Source organism: Streptomyces dengpaensis (assembly GCF_002946835.1).
Classification (GTDB): Bacteria; Actinomycetota; Actinomycetes; order Streptomycetales; family Streptomycetaceae; genus Streptomyces; species Streptomyces dengpaensis.
The window spans coordinates 8,488,818-8,509,665 of record NZ_CP026652.1 but is presented as its reverse complement, the minus strand read 5'-3'; the positions used below and the strand labels follow the sequence as shown (position 1 = coordinate 8,509,665).

Genomic DNA, 20,848 nt, shown 5'->3' with positions numbered 1-20,848 from the left:
CCCCCGATCGACCGGACCGCGGAGCCGGTCCGCCGGAGGCTGCGCGCTCCTTCAGTAAACCTTCTTCTTCTGAAGATCGCTCTGTGGAGCCGCTCGAACCCCGCAGGGTCTTCATAAGCCCCTTGGGGGGCACGCTGGCGCCATCCCCCACCAGCTCGAAACCCAGGTGAAGTAGGCGAACCCCAGCAAGATCAATCTCACCGGGATTTCCTGTCCCTCGACGACTCACACCCTGTCGCGGCCCCCACACTCAACAAGCGGGCGGCTGGGTCCTGGGTGGATCGCTCAACCGAGTGGGGAACGAAGAGCAGGGCTGGCCGTTTTCAAGGGTCTGGGCGGAATTTCGTGACGGTCACGATCGCGTAGCCCCCGGCCTCTGTGTTTGGCAGCGGGAATGCCCTGGTCATGGGGGATCGACGCGATACGGCCCAGCGCCGTGTCCGGGCCCGCCTCGGCGGGAGTGTCGCGTTCGGCGGCCAGGCGGGCTTCCAGGGCCACCGCGTCCGAGGTCAGGGCCCCCGCTCGCAGTGCGGCGGCGATCCCGGCGACGACGTGGTCGTGGCTCATGTGCCGGTGCAGCAGCAGAACCTCGATCAGTGCACGGGTGCCGGCCGCGTCGCCGTGTGCGCGGCTGGCGGCCTCCCACCAGGCGTCATGCACGGGGGTGAACTTCCCCGCCGCGCGGGCCTGGTCCAGTGCGGTCGCCCCGGGCAGCGCGCCCGGCTTGCGCAGCAGTCCTTCCAGGTAGTGGTCCAGGTCGAGGCGGCTCCCGCCGCGTGTGACGAGGCGCTCGTGCCGGGCGACTTCGGTGCGGCCGTCGTAGACCACTACCTCGGAGGCGTGCAGCAGGACGCGGACCTGGCGGCCGATCAGCCGTACTGGCACCGAGTAGTGGTTCTGCCGCACGGTGATCTGCGCGTAGCGGTCCACCCTCGGGGTCAGGAGCCGCCCGGTCTCGAAGTGGTCCTCGGGCAGCGGTTGGAGCAGGGGTCTTTCGATGGCGAAGTACTCGCCGACGGTGCGCGGGCGCTCGCCGATCCGGCGCTGGTCGTCCTGCCGGTCCCACTCATCGATCCGGGCGTTGAGCTCGGCCAGGGTGGTGACGTCGGGGACGGGGACCAGGTGGTTGCGGCGGAACCGGCCGACTTCGCCCTCGACGCCGCCCTTCTCAGGGGCGCCGTCGATGCCCGGTTGGCAGTAGAAGGCGTCCAGGCCCGCCCAGGAGCGGAACGCGGTCCAGCGGTCTGTCTCCACCCGGGCCCGGGTGAAGCCGAGCACCCGGGCCACCGCGGAGGTGAGGTTGTCATAGCGGACCTTGCCCCTGGGTATGCCGCCCAGTACCTGGAAGGCGTGGACATGGCCCTCGAAGAAGGCTTCCTGCCCCTGCGAGGCCGACACGTGGTGCACGGCCTTCCCGGAGAACGAGAGCCGGAAAACGAACAGGTAGCACAGGGTGCGCACGCCGTCGAGCGTGATGTAGACGTCTCCGAAGTCGACCTCGGCCTCCTCGCCGGGGCGGTGCGTCTGCGGGATGAACACGCTGGGTGGTCCGCGGCCCTCCTCGACCCAGATTTCGGGCTTGCGGCGCCTGATGTAGTCGCGGACCCGGCCGTAGGAGACGTTGTCCATCCCCTGCTCGTCCACCAGCCGGTCGAAGACCCGCTTGGCGGTATGGCGCTGCTTGCGCGGGGCATCCAGATCAGCACGCAGTATCGCGTCGATCAGAGGCTTGTAGGGGTCGATCACCGAAGGCCGCGGAGGCATCGGCTTGCGCGGTGTCGGCCACGGGGACGTCAGAGCTTCGCGCACCAGACGCCGGTGGACGCCGTAGCGGCGCGAGAGTTCGTGGATCGACAGCTTCTCGGTACGGGAGTCGCGGCGGATCGCCGCGAAGAGCTCGACCTTGGTTCTCGGGCCATCCATGCGGGCCCCCTGACTGTCGGAAGCACATCGATGCTCCCACTGCAAGACCGCCCCTGGGGCCACTTCTGACGAACACTCAAACTGCGATCAAGCTCCTGGGGCCCAAAGGTTCGTTCCGCTGGGGCCAGAGAAGTCGTTCACAGCCAGCCGGGTTGACTTGAACAGGGGCACATAGCTCTTCTGCAGCTGCTTGAGTCCGGTGCGCAGCCTACGGCGCCACTCCACGTACATGGACTCGGCGTTGTGAGACTGGGCGATGATGTCCGGCGCCTGGTCGGCTGCCTCGCACGCCTCGCACCAGCGGCGGATGTCATCCGGCCGACGGGGGCGTGCGAGCGCCTCTCAGACCTCGTCCGGGTTCTCCTCGGCATACAGGCGGGCGTCAAGCTCGGCCGCCCAGGCGAGGGCCCAGCCGCGCAGGTCGGCCAGTTGCCCGGGATTGAGGCCGTAGTCGGTGAAGTCCTTGTCGTCCCACCATTCGGCACCGTTGAGGCGGTCGCGCAGGTCCTGGAGGCTGAACTCGAAGCGTGCGTGGCGGCGGCCGAGCGTTTCGAGGTCGGCGGTGGTGCGGTGCTGGGAGGCGGCGTGGACGTCAATGAGGTCGCGGACCGCGCCGCGGTCCGCGAGCGCGCGGACCTTGGTGCCGATCACGTCGTCGAGGGCCAGCACCGGTCCGTACTCGGTCTCCGCGGGCGGACCCCAGAATGCCTCTTTGAGGACGTCCACCTCGCATTCCTCCCCGGATTGCGGGTCGGTTGCGATGAGACGACCGGAGAGGGCGCCCGTCTCGATCTGGCGGACGCTCCAGCCACGGGTGGCGAGGCCGTCGCTGACCACGGCGACGATCTCGGCGATCGAGGCGGGATTCTCGGTGGCTACGTCGAGGTCCTGGCTGAGGCGGTCGACCAGGCCGTGGGCCTGGACGGCATAACCGCCTGTGATCACCAAGGGGTACGGGGTGCCGATCGCGAGGACGTCGGCAAGGAGCCGGCGGTGCAGGTCGGTCAGGTTCACGCGGCCGGCACGCTCCGGACGGCGGCCAGCTCGGGGAAGGCGGCTTCCCAGGCCTCCCGCAGCGGCCGGCTGATCAGGGTGCGCAGCACCGGCCACTGCCCGAGCAGCAGATCCCGGTTCAGGAAGGCGACCAGGTCCTGGCGCTGCCCCTCGGCCAGGACGGTGCGGTAAAGGCCCATCCGCGAGCGCGGCTGCTCTACGTCGTAGGACCGGCGTCCCGACCATGCAACGTGCAGCGGCAGGTCGACCGAGCCGTGGGTGGGGCCCCTCAGGTCCTGAAGGCGCGCGGGCAGCCGCTTGGCGTACTGCTCGCGGAGCAGCTCGAACGCGTTCGGCACCGGGAAACGAGAGGAGCTGAGAGCCATGCCCCGATTATCGCCTGCCGGGCCGGGCGGGTCACGACCGACGCCCGAACCGGCGCACCCGACAGCCAGCTCCTCGACGACAGCCGCGGCAGGCCGAGGACGAGATCGCAGCCGGACCTCCCTCTGCCCACGGGAGCACGGCGGTGAGGCGCGCAGCCGGCAGCGCGCCCTCTACGACCACGACCACGACACTGGGTCCACGCAGACTGCGCCCTAATCCCGCCGCCGCGCCCGAGTCCCCCTCCGGGCGGGGGTGTGGGAGTTGGGGTGGACCTGGCGTCGTTGCTGCATGGCCTCCGAAAGGGGCCGGCTGGTGGGGGTGGTGCACTCGGTTCCGCGCGCGGACCACGACTCGATACGCGCCCTAATCGGAGGGTGGCAGAGGTGAGGGGCGGTCGGCTGGGGCCTTGATACGAAGGAATCTGCGGACCTTGGCGCCGACCACGGCGGGGCGGACGTAAGTGCGGACTTCGGGGGGCAGGGGGTTGCCCGTGACGTCCTGCCAGCACCGTTCGAGAGCGGGCATACCCACGCGGCCGGCGATTACGAAGAGGTTGTGGGGCAGGGTCGGCATGGTTGGATGAGGGAACTCGTCGAACTGGGTCACGGCGCGCACCGTCCAGGCCAGCGCCTCCTGCGGATCGCCCTGCATGTCGGCGAGCACCGCGAGCTGGCTGTAGGTGCGCGCGATGCCGGGCCGGTCCCCGAGTTCCTCGCTGATGGCCAGGGCCTGGCGGAACCACTCTTGGGCGACCGCGAAGCGCCCCTGGAACTGGGCGATCATTCCCAGCTGGTGGAGGCTGTTGGAGATGACGCGGATGTCGGCGAGATCGCGGGCAAGGGCCAGCACGTCACGGAATCGCTGTTCGGCCACAATCAGCTGCCCTCGCTCCTGGGCGAGCTGGGCCGACTGATGGTGGGTGCCGAGCACCAACTGCTCGTTGCCGAGCTCCTGGCTGAGCGCCGAAGCCCTCCCGTACCAGTCCTCCGCCGCCGGGAACTGCTTCTTCAGCTGCGCGATGGTGCCGAGATGGAGAAATGTGGCGGCCATCTGGGGTTTGAGGTCGAGCTCCTGGCTGAGGGGCAGGGACTGTCGGAACCAGTTCTGCGCCTCGCGCAGCCGGTGCCTGTCCTGCTCGACCTGACCCATTCCGTGGTAGATGTTCGCGAGATAGAACTTCTGAAGCTCTGGAACGAGGGTCGTGTCCGGCTCGACGGCCGCGGCCATCCGACGGTAGTGGCCCGCAGCCTGGTCCAGACGTTGGTGCAGGAGCTCCAGCTCGCCCAACACGCCGAGGGCGAACAGCCAAAGGCGCCCGGCCGGCGAGGCAACGGGCGGTTCCGCCGACGTCGACCCCTCGGTCGCACGCCGCAGCCTATCGGCCCAGAGCTCTGCTTCGTTGTCGAGGCCAGCGCTCTTCCAGTATTCCCACAACGGCTGGGCGATCCCCTGCGCGCACTCCCACCAGCCAGCGTCCACGGCATTGCCGAGGAATGTCAGCAGGGTCCGGCGTTTCAGCCCGATGACCTCGAAGGAGACGCCGGCGCGACCCGACTTGATCTGGTCGTCCATGAAGAAGCCCCAGCTGGCGTAGGTGTATGCCAACGCCCGGTCCGCAGCGTCCCGGGCGGCGTCGTACCGATTGGGCTCCTCCTCCCGCCATCGCGCGGTGAGATAGCCGGGCAGCGCGGGGTGAATCCGGTAAAGGCCGCTGCCGAGACCCGTCAGCAGCCCGACTCCAGCGGCCTCGTCGAGGACCATCATCCAGTCTTCCTTCCGCGCGCCGGAGAACCGCGCGGGGACATTGTTCAGCTCACCGGATACGGCCTCGCCCGTGGAGAAGCCGCCCAGCACCGCGGCGTCCGCCACTCCGCCCAACAGAGAGATGACCGGGAGCAACCGGTGACCGGACTCGCTCAGGTGCCGATAGGAGTACTCAATGCCGGCCGCCAGCACGCTCGCGCGGCCGTCCTCCGTGCTCGGGGGCATACGTCCGCGCAGCTGCGAGAGAAGCTCCGCGGGCTCGTCCCGGGCGAGTCCCGGCAGCACCAGCCGCAGAGCGAGCGGGTTCCCCTGCAGCCACTCCATCAGCTCGCTGAACTCTCGGCCCGCCCGCCGCTCGGCCGCCTCAGGATGGTCGGCCAGCAGGACGTCGGCGTACTCCATCGCCTCGTGGCCGGCCAGCCCCCCGACGGTGATCCTGTGGACCTCGCCCAGCCAGTCCTCCGGCGTCCGGCTGGTGATGAGAAGCACGCTGGACGCATGTGCCTGGACGGCCTGGACGAACCAGCGCAGCAGCTCGCGCCCGGCATCGTCCAGGCCCGGAGCCTGACCGGCGAGAGACTGGACGGACTCGAAGTCGTCCCAGATCAGGAGCATCTTCCGGGACGCCAACGCCTCCAGCACGACCCCGCGCCTCTGCTCGACGGTCAGCGCCGCGAACTCCGTGCCGTGGAGGCGCAGGCCGATCTCGGTGACGACGCTGTCCAGTCCGAAGGAGGCGAGACCGGGTTCGAAGGAGTGCCAGAACACCCAGTCCGGCCGTTCCACCCCGCCGGTGTCACTCCACCACCGGCCGAACGCCTTCGCGACCTCCGTCTTGCCGGTCCCGCCGGGGCCCGCCAAGACGATGACCTTGCCCTGGCGGGCTGCCTCCTCCAAGTCGTAGAAGAGCGCATCGCGGCCGACGAAGACGCCGCCGGCCGGATCCAGCGGGCCGAGCCCGGGATCGTGCGCGGTCTCGGCGACGGCCGTGAGGGCCTCGGCCAGCGCCGGCGCGCCAGGGGTGCGGGCCACCACCGCTCGCGGGAAGCTCACCTCCCGTCGGACATAGTGGACCGGGACCAGCCAGTCCGCCAAGGGCAGAAAGCCCTTCGGGCTCGGACGCCCGGATCGGCGGGCCATCTGCCGCCGGCCCGCCGAGACCGCCGAGGCCACCGTCCCGCCCGCGAACAACCGCTCGTAGAACGCAGTCATGAACTCCGCAGCCGCCACCGAGTACACGCTGTAGGCCATGGCGACGACGGAGGCCACGCCCTGAGCGAGCAGCCGGGTCGCGATCGCGGCCTCCAGCTCCTTGCCGACCGCTCCAGACTGGCAGGCGTTCAGCACCGCGACCGGCACCTGACCGTCCCGCAGCGCCGCGGCGATCGTCCGGGCCGGCACATACTGTGGGCCGCCGCGCGTCCCCTCGAAGACCAGGGCCCCTTCTCCCCCGCTGCCGGTACCCGCGCCGAGGAACACTCCGTGCCCATCGAAATGGACCACCTGGTAGGGCGTTCCCGCGTCGATCGCGGCCGCCAGCTCAGCGCGGAGCGCGTCGAGGGTGGGGGGCCTCAGAACCACCAGCTCCACGGTTCCCCGAACCGTCTCCAGACGCTCGAGAAGCGGCCGCGCGATCATCCGATAGCCGACGTCGCGGCTCCCGGCGGGCCGGCAGATCACCATCAGCACCCGTAGCCGTCCCCGGGCCACCGAGATCGTCGCGGCGTCGTCGGACACGGTCGCCAGCGATCGGCTCAGTCCTCCCGCCTCCAGGGCGAGTGGCGCCGCAGACGAGGGATCGGCCATCAGCTCCCACGGCAGCCCGAGCAGGTCAGGGGACGAGGAGCGGAGGACCAGCTCGAGCTCTCCGCCGTCCCGTCCCCGCGCGTAGGCGTCGCGTGCGGGTCCGAGAGGCAGCACCGCCTCGAAGACGTCGCCGCCCCAGCCGGGGAGCCTCGCCGCGATGCGCGCGCCTCGGTCCTCATACACGCCGTAGGGAGCAATGAGGTAGTCCTCCAAATACCACCGGAGATCCTCAAGCGCCTCCGCGTCGAGCGGCCACCTGCGCAGGCCACCCTCATCGAGATCAACAACCAGCCGCGTCGCCATCGGGCTCGTTCTCGGCGGCCGCCCTGACGACCTCGGCGGTCACAATCTCGATGATCTGCTCTTCGGCACGAGTGAGCTCGGTGTACCTGCGGCGCTCGATGCGGACGGCGCCAACCACCGGCTCCGCTTCGGGACGCCGGCCGTCCTTCTTGTGCTGGGTGTAGGTCTGGTAAGCGAACTGCGCTACGGCCACGATCAGGCTTGCGGCCGCTACCGGATCGAAATACTGGTCCGGCGGCCCAGTCCCGCCTCCGCGGAGAGCTTCCTCGATATCCGCTTCAAGACGCGGCCCGTACTGCGCGGACATTTCCCGCGCCGCCGCTCGAGCGGCCACCACCACAGGCCTGTCAAGCATCACGATCCCCTTTGATTTCTCGCAACTGCGCTCCGTTCTCCGGCACCACCACAAAGTAGCGACCCGCTCCAATGATCGCTACGCCTTGAGAACACTGTCGACGCCCCGCTGGCGCGTGCGATCCGGCTCCCGGCCTCGCTACGCGAAAGACCGACACGGCCCTTTCTCAACTCGCGGCGGTGGACGACCTCCGCGAACGCCTACAACTCGGTCGCCCACCGAGACATCGCCGACAACCAACAAGGCATGGCGCGAGGCGCCGAGATCCGCTGATCGGTCGGCGTTTACAGCAATCCCCTGCGGCGGACCGGAGCCCAGCGGCCGGTCCGCGGCTGGGCATCCTCGGAGCGGTGAAGCAACTCCCGCATGACACCGCGGCGAAGCGGCATGAAGGTCCGCTCACGAGCTTCATGGTTGTGCCCTCTGTGCCCTGCACCGAGAGACCCGGTACGGCGTCGCCCTCTCCGCTGCAGAACAGGATTCACGCACCCGCTGAACGGGCAGCCCCCTGCACTCCTCGATGGACTGCCACGGCATCATGGCCGCGCAGCAGTATCGAGCAAGGGGAAGCACATGACGGAGTTCATCGTCCACGACGATCCGGTTGGACGTGCTCAGAGCAACTACATCGCCCACGCCAACCTCGCTCCTTTTGGACTGAACGGGCAGATGGAGCAGCTCTGGCTCAAGCCTCTCAACGACGGCACGTTCTCCATTGCCTGCATCCCCTTCCGCGTCTACGGAGTGGCCCTGGGAGACCGCGTGCTTCTCTCAGCTGATGACGAGGTCAGCGAGGTGGTGGGGCTCTCCCGGCACCGCGTCTTGCGGATGCTTCTTATGCCCGGCCCGGACCCGACACGGCTGACCGAGGCGACCGCTCGCATCAAGCAGGAAATCGACGCAGCTGGCCTGCTGAGCGAATGGAGCGGGGACCGTCACGTCGCGGTCGACGTCCCGCCCCAGACAACCCCTTCCCGACTGTTCGAGGTCATGGAACGCGAGGTCGCAGAGGCCGGCGCGTTCTGGGAGTGGGCCGACGCCATGCCTTTCTCCACCCCAGTCTGATCGAATCAGCACGTGACAACCGCCCACAGTTCCAAGAACTGGGCCCTTTGACACCACGAAACGGCCTCCGCATCCCTCAGTTCGCAGCTCAGGGGCCTCAGATTTCCTGAACTCGCGGAGGTTCGGCATCGAGAGCTTCTACTGCCGGCCCGGCATCGAAGGCGCCCATGAGAAGGGCGGCGTCGAAGGGATGATCGGCTACTTCCGCCGCAACCACTTCGTTGCCGTCCCCGAAGTCTCCTCTCTCGCCGAGCTGAACGAGATGGTCGAACAGTGGGACCGGCAGGACGACGCCCGCCGGATCGGGTCCAGGCCCAAGACGGTCGCGGAGTACTTCGCACTCGAACAGCCACTGCTGTTGCCGCTGCCCGAGGAACCGTTCGAGACGGGCCGGGTGTTCACCCCGCGGGTCGACCGCTACGGCCAGATTCCGGTCCGCACCAACCGCTACTCGGTCCCGATCCGGCTGATCGGTAAACGCGTGCGGGTTGTACTGCACGCCTCTCATCTGGTGGTTTACGACCAGAACGTGGAAGTGGCCCGTCACGAGCGGCTGATTGCGAAGGGCGCCGTCCGTCTGGACCTGGACCACTACTTGGAAGTCCTGGTTCGCAAGCCCGGTGCCTTCCCGGGCTCCACTGCCCTCGAACAGGCCCGTTCAGCAGGCAGGTTCACCCCGGTCCACGACGCTTGGTGGGACCAGGCCCGCCGGATCCATGGCGAGCGGGACGGCACCCGGGCCCTGATCGAGGTTCTCCTGCTGGGGCGTCATCTTCCTCACGAGCATGTCGTCGCCGGCCTGGCCGCGGCTCTGCGAGCCGGGGCCATGACCGCGGACGCGGTCGCTCTGGAGGCCCGCAAGGCCGCCCAGGCCGAGATCGAACCCACCCCCTCGGCAGACCAGCTGGTTTCCGGGAAACCGTCGGCGACGGTGACGTCCCTGCACGAATGGCGGCTCGCGCATCTTCCGCCGGACACCAGGCCGCTGCCCTCGGTGACCCCCTATGACCAATTGCTCCGACGCCGCCGCACCAGTGGTGGCGACCACCGTGAGGGAGAAGCACAGTGACTCTGCCCCGCCAGCGAGGCTTGACCGAGCAGGCCGCCGACGCCGCCATCGACAGCGCCTGCCGGCTGCTGCGGCTGCCCTCGATCCGCAACGAGTTCTCCGATATCGCCGAGCGGGCGCTCAAGGACCAGATGAGCTACCGCGGGTTTCTCGCAGAGCTGTTGATGGCCGAGTGCGACGACCGGGCCCGCCGGCGCTCGGAGCGGCGGATCAAGGCGGCTGGCTTCCCGCGGGAGAAGTCGCTGCGGGCGTTCGACTTCGACGCCAACCCGAACATCGACGCGGCGACCATCCACACCCTTGCCAGCTGCGAGTGGATCAAGAAGAGCCAGCCGCTCTGCCTGATCGGGGACTCCGGCACTGGCAAGTCCCACATGCTCATCGCCCTGGGCACCGAGGCCGCGATGAAGGGCTACCGCGTCCGCTACACGCTCGCCACGAAGCTGGTGAACGAGCTGGTCGAGGCCGCCGACGAGAAGCAGCTGAACAAGACCATCGCCCGTTACGGACGCGTCGATCTTTTGTGCATCGACGAGCTCGGCTACATGGAACTGGACCGTCACGGAGCCGAACTTCTCTTCCAGGTTTTGACCGAGCGCGAGGAGAAGAACAGCGTCGCCATCGCCTCCAACGAGTCCTTCGGCAAAGCGCACTTGTTCCGGCGAACTCGTGCGAGGTGCTGCCGAAAGTTCACGGGTTCGGCAGGCGCCCGTCGTCGATGTGATCGGCCAGATAGATCAAAGTCGATTCGGCCGTCATTCCGAAGGCCGCCGCCACGAGCTTGGGATCCATGGTGTTCACCAGGTCGACGAGGCGGGTGCTGCGAATCATCCGCGGCGGGTATCCGCAGTCGTCCAGGACGTGGGAAAGATAGGCAGTCGAGGCCGGGCTCCGCCCGGCCTTTGTTCCTTTGGTGACCATCACGTGCGGGTTGTCGGTTCGCCAGCCGTCGCGATGGTCAAGGCATCTCTGCAGCACGGCCCAGGAGGCAGGGTCCAGTGGCACGGGGCGGGGTCGTTTGCCGAGCCCGACCGTCTGGGCCAGCGGGTTCACGTCGGCGATCTGCAGCAGGCGGATGTCCGAGCTGGAGGCTCCGTGCAACAGGGCGAACATGCCCAACAGGGCTTCATGCGGGTGGACTTGGGGTCTGGTGGTCCAGCGGCGGAATAGCTCACGCTGCTGATCGAGGGTGAGTGTCCGGCCGCGGAAGCCGTTCGACTCCTTTGCGGTCAGGGTCCGGGTGGGATCCACCAGCACCATCTTCTGAGAGCGAGCGAAGCGGAAGAACTGCCGCAGCACGGTCAGCCGCCGCTTGCGTCCCTTGGGCAGCGTGACCAGGAATGCCTCGACGTCATGCACATCCACGAGGGCCCAGTCGGTCTTGCCTCGATGGTTCATGAGGAACAGCGCGAGGTCCCGCATGGTGGCCAGGGCCGTTTCCAGCGTGTGATCACTGCGGGGGCGGGTTCCCGCCCGGCGGGCTCGGTCCTGGGCTCGCATCCGAGAGTCATCGAAGGCGACAACGGCCGGTCTCAGCGGTTCGGGCACGGTGTCGACGCGGCGTTTGCGCCGCCCGGCGGCGAGCCGTTCGGACTGGTCAGTGGGCAGGGCCAGGCCGCGGAGGGTGAAGAAGTCCTCAAGCGCGCGGGCGAAGGAGCCCATGGACCGACCCGGTCTGCGGGATCGTTCGATGAGAGCCTGGGGCGAGTTGGAGTGCTCGTCCTGAAGAAGGCGGCCCAGGTCCACGACGAATCCGCAGGCCCGGCCGACACAATGGCGGGCCGCGACATGAGCGACGAAGTCGTCCAACCATGCAGGCGGGTCGGGTAGTTGGTCGCGAAGGTGTTCGCCGCGGATGAAGGGGCGGCCGGGGTGCTTTTGCCAGCAGGCCGAGCACAGCCCCAGCCCGGCATGACGCCTGAGCTGCCCGCACTCGCGGCAGTTCCGCGGCGGCTGTTTCCCCTGTCGGGGCCGTGAACAGGACCCGCACCAGCCGGTCGCCTCGCGCAGATATCCCGCCCTTCCGCAACGGGGACACCGTTGTTGGGAGGCCAGCCGTTCGGCTCGGCGTCGGCAGTCCCGACACAGCCGGTTCTGCGGTGATCGCACCGGATGCCCGCACTCTTCGCAGACTCGCGAGCACAACACACACCGGCCGGTGTCCTCCTGCAGGACACGGTCCAGGCCGCAGGACGGACAAGTCGCCCTCGCTGCTTGCTCCTTGAGGCGGCGAAAGCAAAGGCAGCACAGGTCCCGGTCGAGAAATCCCACCGGGGCACCGCAGGTGCTGCAGTCCCGTTGCTTCTTGCCCACCACACCCTCCGAGTCACAACGGTGGCATCGAGCGGCCCCGGGCGGAGGCGGCCTGCGGAAGATCTGCGACCGGCCGTGGTGGTGCGACGGGCCCGACGGGGGTGGTGTCGACCTGGATCAGGTCGTTGGGAGTGCACTCCAGCGCGGTGCACAACGCGGCCAGCGTGGTCATCTTCACCTGCGAGGGCTCCTTGGTGAACAGCGCGGAAACCGACGCGGAGGACAACTCCAGGCCGGCCTTCTCGGCCAGCAGCCGCCGCAGTTCGGTGCCCGTCCAGACCTCGCGTTGGGCGGCGGCCATCCGCAGCCGCCATTGGATCTTCATGCGGTGGTGTCCTTCCCGGTCAGTTCGGCCAGGGTGCCGGCGACAGCCCGTTGATAGGCGTCCTCGATGAACGTTGCGGAAGGCCGGACATATCGCATGGTCGAACTGACCGTCCAGTGACCGAGCATCTGCTGGATCGCGACCAGGTCGACGCCACGTTCGTAGTTGTGGGTCGCGCAGGCCCGCCGCAGGGCATGCGGACTGAACCGCTCGGCCGCTGGCCGGCCTTCGAGTTCCATGAGATATCGCAGCCGGTTGCGGATGGTTCCGCGATGGAGGCTGCCGCCGGACTCGTCGGCGAACAGCACAGGCGAGTCAGGGAACTTGGGCCGCACGTCCTCCAGGAACCATCGCAGCACCAGGTCGAGGCCGTCGAGCATGGGCACCCACCGCGGCCGCGGTCCCGAAGTATGGGCGCCTTTGCCGAAGCGGACGTGGAGCTTGCCGAACGGGCCGCGGGTGAAGTGCAGGTCTGGCTTCTCCAGCAGCGATGCCTCCTCCGAGCGGAGCCCAGCGTGATAGAGCGTCCGGAACATCGCATAGTCACGGGCGGCAGGTCCGTACTTCCGGGCGGTCGCGATCCGCTGTTTCATGAAGTCGAAGAATTCCGCCACCCGTTCCGGGGTCGGTGGCGGCACCAAGGCCGGGGAGTCATCGCCGACATGCCTTGACGCGTTGAACTCGTCGACTGGGCAGACCAGCCGGACCCCGAAGGCCGCCTCGATCTCGGCCGACTTGCGGGCCTGCAGGAACCGGTGGAAGCCCTTGAAGATCTGCACGTACTCGCGTCGGGTTGAGGTCTTGCGGCCCTTCACCGCGAGGTCACCGACCACGCGGTCAACGTCCTCGGGCGTCACTTCCCAGGCTGGTCGTCCCAGAGCCGTGAGGGTCCGCTCCAGGAGACCGATGTCGTTGTCGATGGTCACCGGGCTGAACCCGCGAGCCCGCCATGAGGCGACGAACGCATCGACGCACACTGCCTGGAACTGCCAGGGGTCCGTCATCAGCGGCCCCTGCGGAACGGCACCGCCTGCGATGACCTGCAGTCTCGCCTCGCCCACCGGCACACCTTCCTCGCGCCTGAACGGTCAAGGTGGCACCTGGAGAAACTGAGTGCCGCCACGAGATTCAACGAGGACCCCAGGAACGGGATACGGCCAGGTGGCAGCAGGAACTCTCGATGGGGAACAAGTGCCAGCCCCAGATGGCTGGACCAAGACGTTCACGGATCCCCGGCTTTGCGCGGCCATCGTCGACCGTCTCACCTTCAACGGCACCATCATCGAGACCGGCACAGACTCCTACCGCCTCGCCAGTACCCGAGCACGAGCTGAGCAGCCCGCCAAGGCCGGCTGACCGCAGCCTACGTTCCTCGACGGCTGGCCGTCCCACGTTCGCGGTGTCCTTTGGAGAAGGTCTCAAGAATCGAGCACGGCGGCGACGGCCTCGATCTCGACGAGTTGGTCCTTGTAGCCGAGCACGGTGACGCCCATCAAGGTGCTGGGGACGTCATGGTCAGCGAACAAGTCGCGGACTACCCGCCAGGCAGCCACCAGGTCCTCCCGCCGGGCCGATGCGACGAGGACCCGGGTACTGATGACGTCCTGCAGTGACGCACCTGAGGCAGAGAGAGCGGCCTGCATGTTCTCCATGGCTTTCGCTGCCTGGCCCGCGTAATCCCCGATCGCTGCTGTGGAGCCGTCATCGTTCAGCGGACACGCCCCAGCGAGGAAGATCAGGCGTGACTCGGCGGGCGCAGTGGCCGCGTAGGCGTACTCGGCGACTTCGGACAGGGAGGCGGAGCGGATCAAAGTGATGGCACGAGCCACGGTTGTCGGGTCCTTTCCCATCGGATGTTGAGCGGGGACATCCTGCCAACGGCCAGTTGGCTTCCGCCTTCCCTTTTTCTCGCCGCCCCACGGCAACGCCGTCATTTCTGCTCGACATTCCCGCACCGGATGATCACCAACTGACTCCGGAACCCATCAAGAAACGCTGTTCCTAGAGATCAACGTAGCCATGGTGGGGTATCTGCCACCTGTACAAGGGCGGCCGGTTCAAGCACCACGCCCCGTTCATCGAGCGCCGCCGCGACGGCCTGTGCCTGCGCACCGGCGACTTCCTGAAGAGCCAGGGCTGGGCAATCGACGAGGAGTTGTGGGCCATCGACGGCGCGGACTGCTCGCCGTGCGATGACAAGGTCCCCGACAGCCACTGACCTCGCTACAGTCGCCCCCGCCCTGACGGCTCCCGAGGGCGGGGGCTCGGCATCCTGACGACCCGAAGGAACGCGCTGTGCCCGTACCGCACGACATCGCCGCCGAGACCGAACTGTGGGACACCTACGCCGAGTCCGCTTTCAAGGACGACGCCGAGCCGTCCTTCTGCTGGACCCAGTACACCGGCCATGGCCCCGGCCCTGAGCTCCTCGGCGACTCTCGCGAGGTGCTGGAGCTCGGCTGCGGCACCGGCCGCGCCCTTGCATACCTGGCCGAGCGGGGCGTCACCGCGCATGGCGTGGATCTGTCGCCGGTCATGGTGAAGAAGTCCACCGAGAAGTGGGCGACGACGGGAGCCGTCTTCCATCAGGGCGAGGTCCTCGAGTACCTGGCGGCCGGCGGCGAGACCTACGAGCCGTGTACAGCATCTTCGGCGCGGCCTGGTTCACCGACCCGAGCCGGCTCTTCCCTCTCGTCCACGCCCGGCTTCAACCCGATGGGATGTTCGTCTTCTCCCACCCGACGGCCATCCCCGGCGCCTACGGCCCGCAGGGCATGTACAAGGGCGGCTTCGCGGGGAAGGCGATGTACGCCTACCGGTACAGCTACCGTCCCCAGGTGTGGGAGCGGTTCTTGATCCGGGCCGGTTTCGCCACCGCCAAGGCGGAAGTCCTCGAGGCTCCAAAGCCCGGCCACATCGGGACCCTGATCGTCGCCGCCCGCGCCTGAACCGCGGCCCCGGCCGGACCGGAATCCCGGCCGGGGCCGCTCCATGTCCGGGCATTTAAGGGCGAGAGGCAACGGGCATACCACTGCAGAAATCTGGGGGATGCCATGGTGCATTACGAGCGCAAGCGGTTCGGCCTGACGATCTACTTCACCAAGGAACAGACCGAGGACCTTGCAGACTCGGCATCTGCCGTAGCTATCGTGGCTGCCGCGATCCCAGACTCCACCGCCAGCAAAGTTGTGGCGGCGTCTGCCGGCATCATCGCCTTGCTGGCTCAGCGGGCAAAGCGCAAAGGCCAGGGCCTGGGGCCCTCGTGGATTGGGCTTGGCGTCGCACCGACCCCGTTCTTCTTCGAAGAGCCACCGAAGACCGCCCGCGCCCTGTAACGGTTAGTAGCCGTTACGCAGTGGCGTCACAGCACCATCTTGGGGTTCCCGAACCACGTGAGCTCCCGGGGGGCGGGACCTCTCGAGCCCCGGCCGGTGGATGCATCCTGGCCGGAGCTTCAGTCAGGACTTGTCCGGCCGATCATGTAACCGTCCCCGCGCCCGCGGGGATGGTCCCCAGGGCGACTAAAGGCGTAAGCACCCCTCTGCTCATCGCCGCGGGTCAGTCCTCGGGGTGCTGTCGCGCGCTGCGGACGATGGCGGTGCCGCCGTGCTCGTGGGCCAGCTGGCCGGCGAGTTGGGCTGCAGGAGTTCCGGGGTTTGCCTTGACCGCGGTGCGGGCCTGGTCCAGACGGGGATCGCCGTCGTAGGGGCAGCGGCGATCCGTCGTTCCGGCCGGGCGGCCGCCTCCACGCTCGCGGCGCTCGGCGTACGTCCAGATGTCGCCGCGCCAGCAGTTCACCGGCCCATCCAGCGAAGAACTCATCTGGGCACGCTGGCACGGGAGACGCTCCACGTTCTGGCAGCACCTGTTCGGGCGTCACGGCCGCTGACCCGACCGCGGCGACGGCCGGCCCTTCCCGTTCCCCACACCGGATCTTGGGTATCCCTTCCCTGACCATCACTTCCTCCGCCGGCGCCCCCACACCAGCCAAGCCCGTCCCCTGCCTGGGCTGACGGTACTTCGCGGCCGCCATCAACTGTCGGCGGCGGCTGAACTCGGACCCAGTCTGGACAGGTGAAATCTGACCCGGGTGTCTTCGGTTCGGTCGTTTCAGTCGTTGTCGGTAGTGGCGGGGACGCGTCCGAGTTCGCGTCCTCGCATGCGGAATGAGTCGCCTTTGAGGGAGTGGACCTCGGCGTGGTGGACGAGGCGGTCGATCATGGCGGCGGCGACGGTCTCGTCGCCGAAGACCTCTCCCCAGCGTCCGAAGGGTTTGTTGCTGGTGACGATCACGGACGCGCGTTCGTATCGGTTCGAGATGAGCTGGAAGAACAGGTTCGCGGCCTCGGCTTCGAAGGGGATGTAGCCGACCTCGTCCACCACGATCAGCGGGTAGCGGCTCAGCTTGGTGAGCTCGGCCTGGAGCCGTCCGGAGTGGTGGGCAGCGGCCAGGCGGTCGACCCACTCGGCGGCGGTGGCGAAGGCGACGCGGTGTCCGGCCTGGCAGGCGCGGACCGCGAGGCCGATCGCCAGGTGTGTCTTGCCCGTGCCCGGCGGGCCCAGAAAGACGGCGTTCTCCTTGCCGGCGATGAAGTCCAACGTGCCCAGATGCGCGAGCTGTTGTCGCGTCATGCCGCGCAGATGGGTGACGTCGAGCTCCTCGATCGTCTTGATCGCGGGGAAGCGGGCGGCACGTACTCTCGCCTCGCCGCCGTGTGATTCGCGGGCGGACACTTCGCGTTGGAGGCAGGCGACGAGGTATTCGGCGTGGGTCCAGGACTCCTTGCGGGCGCGTTCGGCGAGCCGGTCGGCGGCGTCCAGCAGGGCCGGGGCCTTCATCGCGCGGGCGAGGAAAGCGAGGTCGGCGATGGTCTGGGAGCCGGTCCTGCGGCCCGCTCCGGTGCTTTGGGCCGGGGCACTGGTGGTGCGAGGCATCAGCCGGCCTCCCTGTCGCCGCCGCCTTCGATGACGGTGAACAGCCGGTCATAGGCGCCGAGTTCGCGTTGCTCGACCTCGACGAGCGGGCCGGCCTCGGCCTGGGCGGCCTGCTGATGGCGGGCCTGCCCGCGCATCGTCTGGCCCGCAGCGGCGTGATCGGGATCGGTGAGGGTCTGGTGGCGGGCCCAGCAGCGGGGGTGGCGGGCGACGATCACGCCGCCGGGCGCCAGCGCGATGACCTCGTCGTTGTCGGTGAGCACGGTGACGGTGCGTCCGATCGCCTCGGGGTGCACGGAGTAGTCGTTGGTATCGACGCGGACGTAGTGGTCACGCCCGATGCGGGTCTGCATCCGCCACCAGGCGGGCGGGTCGACGGGCGGCAGGGTGAGCATCCCGGCCCGGTCGGTCTCCCAGCGGTCGGCGGGACGGGCCTTAAGGGTGCGGTGCAGGCGCCGGTTGGCAACCGCCAGCCAGGTGGTCAGCTGGGTGTTGAAGTCGCCGGGGCCGCTGAACGTGCGGCCGGGCAGGAACGAGGTCTCGAGATAACCGTTCGCGCGTTCGACCAGCCCTTTCGCCTCGGGGTCACGGGGCCTGCAGAGGTAGATCTTGGTGGCGAGCAGGCCGGCGAACGCGGCGAACTCTGCGGTGAGCCTGCCGCGGCCGACCCCGGCCTCGTTGTCCCAGACCAGCGTTTTGGGCACGGCGCCCCACCCGTTCAGCAGCCGCCAGTGCCCGTCGATCAGGTCGCCGGTCGTGCGGGAGGGCAGCATCCGCGCGGCGATCACCCGCGAGTAGCCGGACACCATCACCAGCACCGGCGGACGCCCCGTCTGCCCGTAGCCGAGCGGGATGTCCGCGTCGGGAAACCACAGGTCGCACTGGGCCAGCTCGCCCGGCTGATAGGTCGTGCGGGAGACCGGATCGACGGGAACGTAGGCGGGCCGCAGTTCCCGCACCCGCTCCTTGAGGACCGTCATCCCGCGCTCCCATCCGATCCGCTCGGCGATCACCGTGGCAGGCATCGTCGGGGTCTCCCTGAGCAGCTCACGGATCTGCACCTCGACCGCGTCGACCACCGAGCCCTTGGCCGGCCGCTCGTACTTCGGCGGCCGGTCACTCGCCAGTGCACGCTTCACCGTGTTCTTCGAGATGCCCAGATGCCGGGCGATCGCCCGGATCGGCATCTGCTCGGCCCGGTGCAGCCTGCGGATCTCTGCCCAGTCCTCCACGCGGATCACCCTTCCCTCCTGACCTTCCGATCAAGATCAGGTTCAGGCGAAGACCACCGAGAGGGTCACTTTTGATCCGCCGTCAGAGGGTCAGAATTCAGGCGTCGCCGAGATCAACTCCCGCATCTCCCCATCGCCGCACTCGGACTCCCTTACGCGCGACCCACTCCCCCAGCCCTAGGGGGGCGTCGAAGACTGGCGATCCCGCCCGGAGAGAGGCAGCGTTGCGCGAGGCGAACAGCATCCGCTCTTGCAATAGATGAGGGCATGGCGGGCCCGGGCTCGACCAGGGGGATCCCGGCACCGTACCGGGCGGCAATCGCGTGGTGGCAACGACGAAGCCCGTACCCGCAGGGGTACCGGCTTGGTGCGGGCGGGGTACGCGCCAACGTGCCCCTGCCGTGTGTGTCCCTGTCGATACGTTGCAGCCAGTAGCAGTTCAAGGACATCCGCGGGCCGGGTGAACCGGCCTCGCTGTTATCTGCTGCTCAGCATCATCTAGAAGATCACTGAAAATGTTGCGGGTTCTGGCCCCGGCCCGGCCGGGCCGGGGCCAGTCTTGTAGGCATGCAGGGGGAATGGGCCGGGGAGATGGCCGGGCCGGATGTGTGGGAGACCTGCCGGGAGTTGATCCCGGCCGGGAGCGTGTTTGCGTTCCTGGCCGAGCACCGGGAGGCACTGTTCCCGCCGTCGATGTTCGCCGACATGTATCCCTCGTCCAACGGCCGTCCGAGTCTGCCGCCGCAGGTCCTGGCCGCGACCGTGGTGCTGCAGAGCCTGCAGGGGTTGTCGGACTTCGAGACGGTCCAGGAACTGCGGTGTGATCTGCGGTGGAAAGCGGCCTGCGGGCTGGGCTTGTACGACATGGCATTCGATCCGTCGCTGCTGACGTACTTTAGGCGCCGTCTGCGCCACTCGGCCGATCCGATGCGGATCTTCACCAAGGTCAAGGAAGTCGTGGCCGCGACCGGCGTACTCAAGGGCAGGCAGCGGCGGGCGCTGGACTCCACCGTCCTCGATGACGCGGTGGCCACCCAGGACACCGTTACCCAGATCATCTCCGCCATCCGCCGGGTGATCCGCGAGGTCCCCGGAGCCCAGGAGGTGGCCGCAGAGCACTGCCACGCGCACGACTACACCGACCCGGGCAAACCGAAGATCGCCTGGAACGACGAGCAGGCGCGCGCCGCGCTGGTCGATGCGCTGGTCACCGACGCCCTCAACCTGCTCGGGCACCTGCCCGAGCGGGAGCTGGGCGAGAAGGCCGCGAACGCGGTGGGCCTGCTGGCCCTGGTCGCCGGGCAGGACGTCGAGCCGGCCCCCGACTCCGACGGACGCGACGGGCGCTGGCGCATCGCCCAGCGCACCGTGCCCGACCGGACGGTGTCCACCGTCGATCCCGACGCCCGGCACATCCACAAAAACCGCACCCGCCACCAGGACGGCTTCAAAGGACACGTCTCCTTCGAGCCGGAGAGCGGGCTGTTCACCGCCGTCGCCCTCACCGGCGGCTATGGTCCCGGCAGCCACGAAGCGGCCGTTGCCGGTGAACTGCTGGACGGGGAGGACGGCGCATTAACCGTGCTCGGCGACTCCGCCTACGGGACCGGCGACCTGCGCGAACAGTTGCAGGCCGCAGGCCACACCCTGGTCATCAAGCCACCGCCGCTGCGACAGGTGATCCCCGGCGGCTTCACCATCGACGACTTCCGCATCGACCCAGCCGCCGGCACCGCGACCTGCCCGGCCGGACGCACCGCCAACCTCGGCCAGGTCAAAGCGGACGGCGCCCGCACCGCCCAGTTCAAACACCTCTGCGCCGACTGCCCCCTGCGCGGGCGCTGCACCACCTCCAAGACCGGACGCACCCTCAACGTCCATCCCCAGCACCAACTGCTGACCGCCGCCCGGCGAGAGGCGGCCGACCCAGCCTGGCAGGCCGAATACCGCAGATGGCGGCCCCCGGTCGAACGCGCCATCGCCTGGCTGGTCGCCAAGGGCAACCGCCGCGTCCCGCACCGCGGCATCATCGCCAACAACATCTGGCTCCACCACCGCGCCGCCGCCCTCAACCTCCGCCGACTGATCAACCTCGGACTCACCCGAACCGGCACCACCTGGCACCTCACCCCGGCCACCGCATAGCGACAAGGGCCGCCCGGCCCACGGCCGGACAGCCCCAACAACAAGATTTTCAGCAGCCTTCTAGACAGAGGGCGGGCGGCAAGCGGAGTGTGGACGCGGCTGCACCAACGAGGGGGCTTGACGCCCTGGCCGTGAGCCATGAGCCCTGATGGGGCCGGGTGGCGGCTCTTGGGCCTGCGGGCGGGCGGAGTTGGCCCCCTGGACACTCCCGAACCAACGATGCCGCAAAAGCA

At 68.5% G+C, this 20,848-nt stretch carries 16 protein-coding genes and 5 pseudogenes; 8 read left to right on the top strand and 13 right to left on the bottom strand.

Annotation, left to right across the window (positions count from 1 at the left end; all coding sequences use genetic code 11):
* Window positions 1-285: 285 nt before the first annotated feature.
* The 6 genes and pseudogenes from istA (C4B68_RS39785) to C4B68_RS39760 all read right to left on the bottom strand — a co-directional run bounded on the left by istA (C4B68_RS39785) (window position 286) and on the right by C4B68_RS39760 (window position 7,531).
* The gene (gene istA / locus C4B68_RS39785) at window positions 286-1,923 is read right to left on the bottom strand and encodes an IS21 family transposase (RefSeq protein WP_206337110.1); all 1,638 of its coding nucleotides are present in this window, start codon (window positions 1,921-1,923) and stop codon (window positions 286-288) included.
* Between the two features lie 144 nt (window positions 1,924-2,067).
* Window positions 2,068-2,269: pseudogene (locus tag C4B68_RS43960) on the bottom strand (transcriptional regulator); the annotation flags it as partial.
* Entirely contained in the window at window positions 2,266-2,937 is a 672-nt protein-coding gene (locus C4B68_RS39775) for a nucleotidyl transferase AbiEii/AbiGii toxin family protein (protein WP_099506700.1), read from the bottom strand. The gene C4B68_RS39775 and the pseudogene C4B68_RS43960, both read right to left, overlap by 4 nt.
* Window positions 2,934-3,302, bottom strand: coding sequence for a hypothetical protein (locus tag C4B68_RS39770; protein ID WP_099506699.1), 369 nt, complete (start codon window positions 3,300-3,302; stop codon window positions 2,934-2,936). Before C4B68_RS39770 ends, C4B68_RS39775 begins: the two co-directional genes overlap by 4 nt.
* 364 nt (window positions 3,303-3,666) lie before the next feature.
* Complete coding sequence (locus tag C4B68_RS39765; RefSeq protein ID WP_099506698.1) at window positions 3,667-7,176, bottom strand: CHAT domain-containing tetratricopeptide repeat protein; 3,510 nt, start codon at window positions 7,174-7,176, stop codon at window positions 3,667-3,669.
* Complete coding sequence (locus C4B68_RS39760) at window positions 7,154-7,531, bottom strand: hypothetical protein (protein WP_099506697.1); 378 nt, start codon at window positions 7,529-7,531, stop codon at window positions 7,154-7,156. Before C4B68_RS39760 ends, C4B68_RS39765 begins: the two co-directional genes overlap by 23 nt.
* Before the next feature lie 573 nt (window positions 7,532-8,104).
* On the opposite strand from C4B68_RS39760, the gene C4B68_RS39755 reads away from it, so the two are divergent.
* The 3 genes and pseudogenes from C4B68_RS39755 to istB (C4B68_RS39745) form a co-directional block, all read left to right on the top strand.
* On the top strand, window positions 8,105-8,596 hold the full coding sequence (locus C4B68_RS39755; RefSeq protein ID WP_167459263.1) for a DUF4265 domain-containing protein: 492 nt from the start codon (window positions 8,105-8,107) through the stop codon (window positions 8,594-8,596).
* A gap of 190 nt (window positions 8,597-8,786) precedes the next feature.
* On the top strand, window positions 8,787-9,665 hold the full coding sequence (locus C4B68_RS39750) for a Mu transposase domain-containing protein (RefSeq protein ID WP_240634639.1): 879 nt from the start codon (window positions 8,787-8,789) through the stop codon (window positions 9,663-9,665).
* A pseudogene (istB, locus tag C4B68_RS39745) lies at window positions 9,662-10,309 on the top strand (IS21-like element helper ATPase IstB); the annotation flags it as partial. The gene C4B68_RS39750 and the pseudogene istB (C4B68_RS39745), both read left to right, overlap by 4 nt.
* Before the next feature lie 46 nt (window positions 10,310-10,355).
* On the opposite strand, the gene C4B68_RS39740 reads toward istB (C4B68_RS39745), so the two are convergent.
* The 3 genes from C4B68_RS39740 to C4B68_RS39730 all read right to left on the bottom strand — a co-directional run bounded on the left by C4B68_RS39740 (window position 10,356) and on the right by C4B68_RS39730 (window position 13,364).
* A complete protein-coding gene (locus tag C4B68_RS39740) occupies window positions 10,356-11,474 on the bottom strand; it encodes a tyrosine-type recombinase/integrase (protein ID WP_240634393.1) in 1,119 nt (372 codons plus the stop codon).
* Window positions 11,475-11,991: 517 nt separating this feature from the next.
* Entirely contained in the window at window positions 11,992-12,303 is a 312-nt protein-coding gene (locus C4B68_RS39735; RefSeq protein WP_099506771.1) for a helix-turn-helix domain-containing protein, read from the bottom strand.
* Window positions 12,300-13,364: a tyrosine-type recombinase/integrase gene (locus C4B68_RS39730; RefSeq protein ID WP_206337082.1), complete on the bottom strand. Its 1,065-nt coding sequence runs from the start codon at window positions 13,362-13,364 to the stop codon at window positions 12,300-12,302. The genes C4B68_RS39735 and C4B68_RS39730 overlap by 4 nt, the downstream gene beginning before the upstream one ends.
* A 145-nt stretch (window positions 13,365-13,509) precedes the next feature.
* Here C4B68_RS39730 and C4B68_RS39725 point away from each other — a divergent pair.
* Window positions 13,510-13,659: pseudogene (locus tag C4B68_RS39725) on the top strand (ATP-binding protein); the annotation flags it as partial.
* 62 nt (window positions 13,660-13,721) lie between these two features.
* On the opposite strand, the gene C4B68_RS39720 reads toward C4B68_RS39725, so the two are convergent.
* Complete coding sequence (locus tag C4B68_RS39720) at window positions 13,722-14,132, bottom strand: RidA family protein (RefSeq protein WP_099506755.1); 411 nt, start codon at window positions 14,130-14,132, stop codon at window positions 13,722-13,724.
* A 203-nt stretch (window positions 14,133-14,335) separates the two neighbouring features.
* Here C4B68_RS39720 and C4B68_RS43955 point away from each other — a divergent pair.
* From C4B68_RS43955 to C4B68_RS39705, 3 genes and pseudogenes are all read left to right on the top strand, one after another.
* A pseudogene (locus C4B68_RS43955) lies at window positions 14,336-14,521 on the top strand (hypothetical protein); the annotation flags it as partial.
* 77 nt (window positions 14,522-14,598) lie between these two features.
* Window positions 14,599-15,251: pseudogene (locus C4B68_RS39710) on the top strand (class I SAM-dependent methyltransferase).
* Between the two features lie 105 nt (window positions 15,252-15,356).
* Window positions 15,357-15,638, top strand: coding sequence for a hypothetical protein (locus C4B68_RS39705; RefSeq protein ID WP_099506756.1), 282 nt, complete (start codon window positions 15,357-15,359; stop codon window positions 15,636-15,638).
* A gap of 223 nt (window positions 15,639-15,861) precedes the next feature.
* On the opposite strand, the gene C4B68_RS39700 is transcribed toward C4B68_RS39705, so the two are convergent.
* The 3 genes from C4B68_RS39700 to istA (C4B68_RS39690) all read right to left on the bottom strand — a co-directional run bounded on the left by C4B68_RS39700 (window position 15,862) and on the right by istA (C4B68_RS39690) (window position 18,479).
* Complete coding sequence (locus C4B68_RS39700; protein ID WP_143674598.1) at window positions 15,862-16,125, bottom strand: hypothetical protein; 264 nt, start codon at window positions 16,123-16,125, stop codon at window positions 15,862-15,864.
* Between the two features lie 288 nt (window positions 16,126-16,413).
* Complete coding sequence (gene istB / locus C4B68_RS39695; RefSeq protein WP_099506758.1) at window positions 16,414-17,238, bottom strand: IS21-like element helper ATPase IstB; 825 nt, start codon at window positions 17,236-17,238, stop codon at window positions 16,414-16,416.
* Entirely contained in the window at window positions 17,238-18,479 is a 1,242-nt protein-coding gene (gene istA, locus C4B68_RS39690; RefSeq protein ID WP_099506759.1) for an IS21 family transposase, read from the bottom strand. The genes istB (C4B68_RS39695) and istA (C4B68_RS39690) overlap by 1 nt, the downstream gene beginning before the upstream one ends.
* Window positions 18,480-19,037: 558 nt before the next feature.
* Here istA (C4B68_RS39690) and C4B68_RS39685 point away from each other — a divergent pair.
* On the top strand, window positions 19,038-20,615 hold the full coding sequence (locus C4B68_RS39685; RefSeq protein ID WP_099506840.1) for an IS1182 family transposase: 1,578 nt from the start codon (window positions 19,038-19,040) through the stop codon (window positions 20,613-20,615).
* Window positions 20,616-20,848: the final 233 nt, after the last annotated feature.

Excerpts from the sequence above, each read along its gene's own strand:
- C4B68_RS39700 (WP_143674598.1), bottom strand. The coding sequence starts at position 16,125 with ATGAGTTCTTCGCTGGATGGGCCGGTGAACTGCTGGCGCGGCGACATC.
- istB (WP_099506758.1), bottom strand. The coding sequence starts at position 17,238 with ATGCCTCGCACCACCAGTGCCCCGGCCCAAAGCACCGGAGCGGGCCGC.
- C4B68_RS39735 (WP_099506771.1), bottom strand. The coding sequence starts at position 12,303 with ATGAAGATCCAATGGCGGCTGCGGATGGCCGCCGCCCAACGCGAGGTC.
- C4B68_RS39755 (WP_167459263.1), top strand. The coding sequence starts at position 8,105 with ATGACGGAGTTCATCGTCCACGACGATCCGGTTGGACGTGCTCAGAGC.
- C4B68_RS39705 (WP_099506756.1), top strand. The coding sequence starts at position 15,357 with ATGGTGCATTACGAGCGCAAGCGGTTCGGCCTGACGATCTACTTCACC.
- C4B68_RS39765 (WP_099506698.1), bottom strand. The coding sequence starts at position 7,176 with ATGGCGACGCGGCTGGTTGTTGATCTCGATGAGGGTGGCCTGCGCAGG.
- C4B68_RS39685 (WP_099506840.1), top strand. The coding sequence starts at position 19,038 with ATGCAGGGGGAATGGGCCGGGGAGATGGCCGGGCCGGATGTGTGGGAG.
- istA (WP_206337110.1), bottom strand. The coding sequence starts at position 1,923 with ATGGATGGCCCGAGAACCAAGGTCGAGCTCTTCGCGGCGATCCGCCGC.
- C4B68_RS39770 (WP_099506699.1), bottom strand. The coding sequence starts at position 3,302 with ATGGCTCTCAGCTCCTCTCGTTTCCCGGTGCCGAACGCGTTCGAGCTG.
- C4B68_RS39750 (WP_240634639.1), top strand. The coding sequence starts at position 8,787 with ATGATCGGCTACTTCCGCCGCAACCACTTCGTTGCCGTCCCCGAAGTC.
- C4B68_RS39760 (WP_099506697.1), bottom strand. The coding sequence starts at position 7,531 with ATGCTTGACAGGCCTGTGGTGGTGGCCGCTCGAGCGGCGGCGCGGGAA.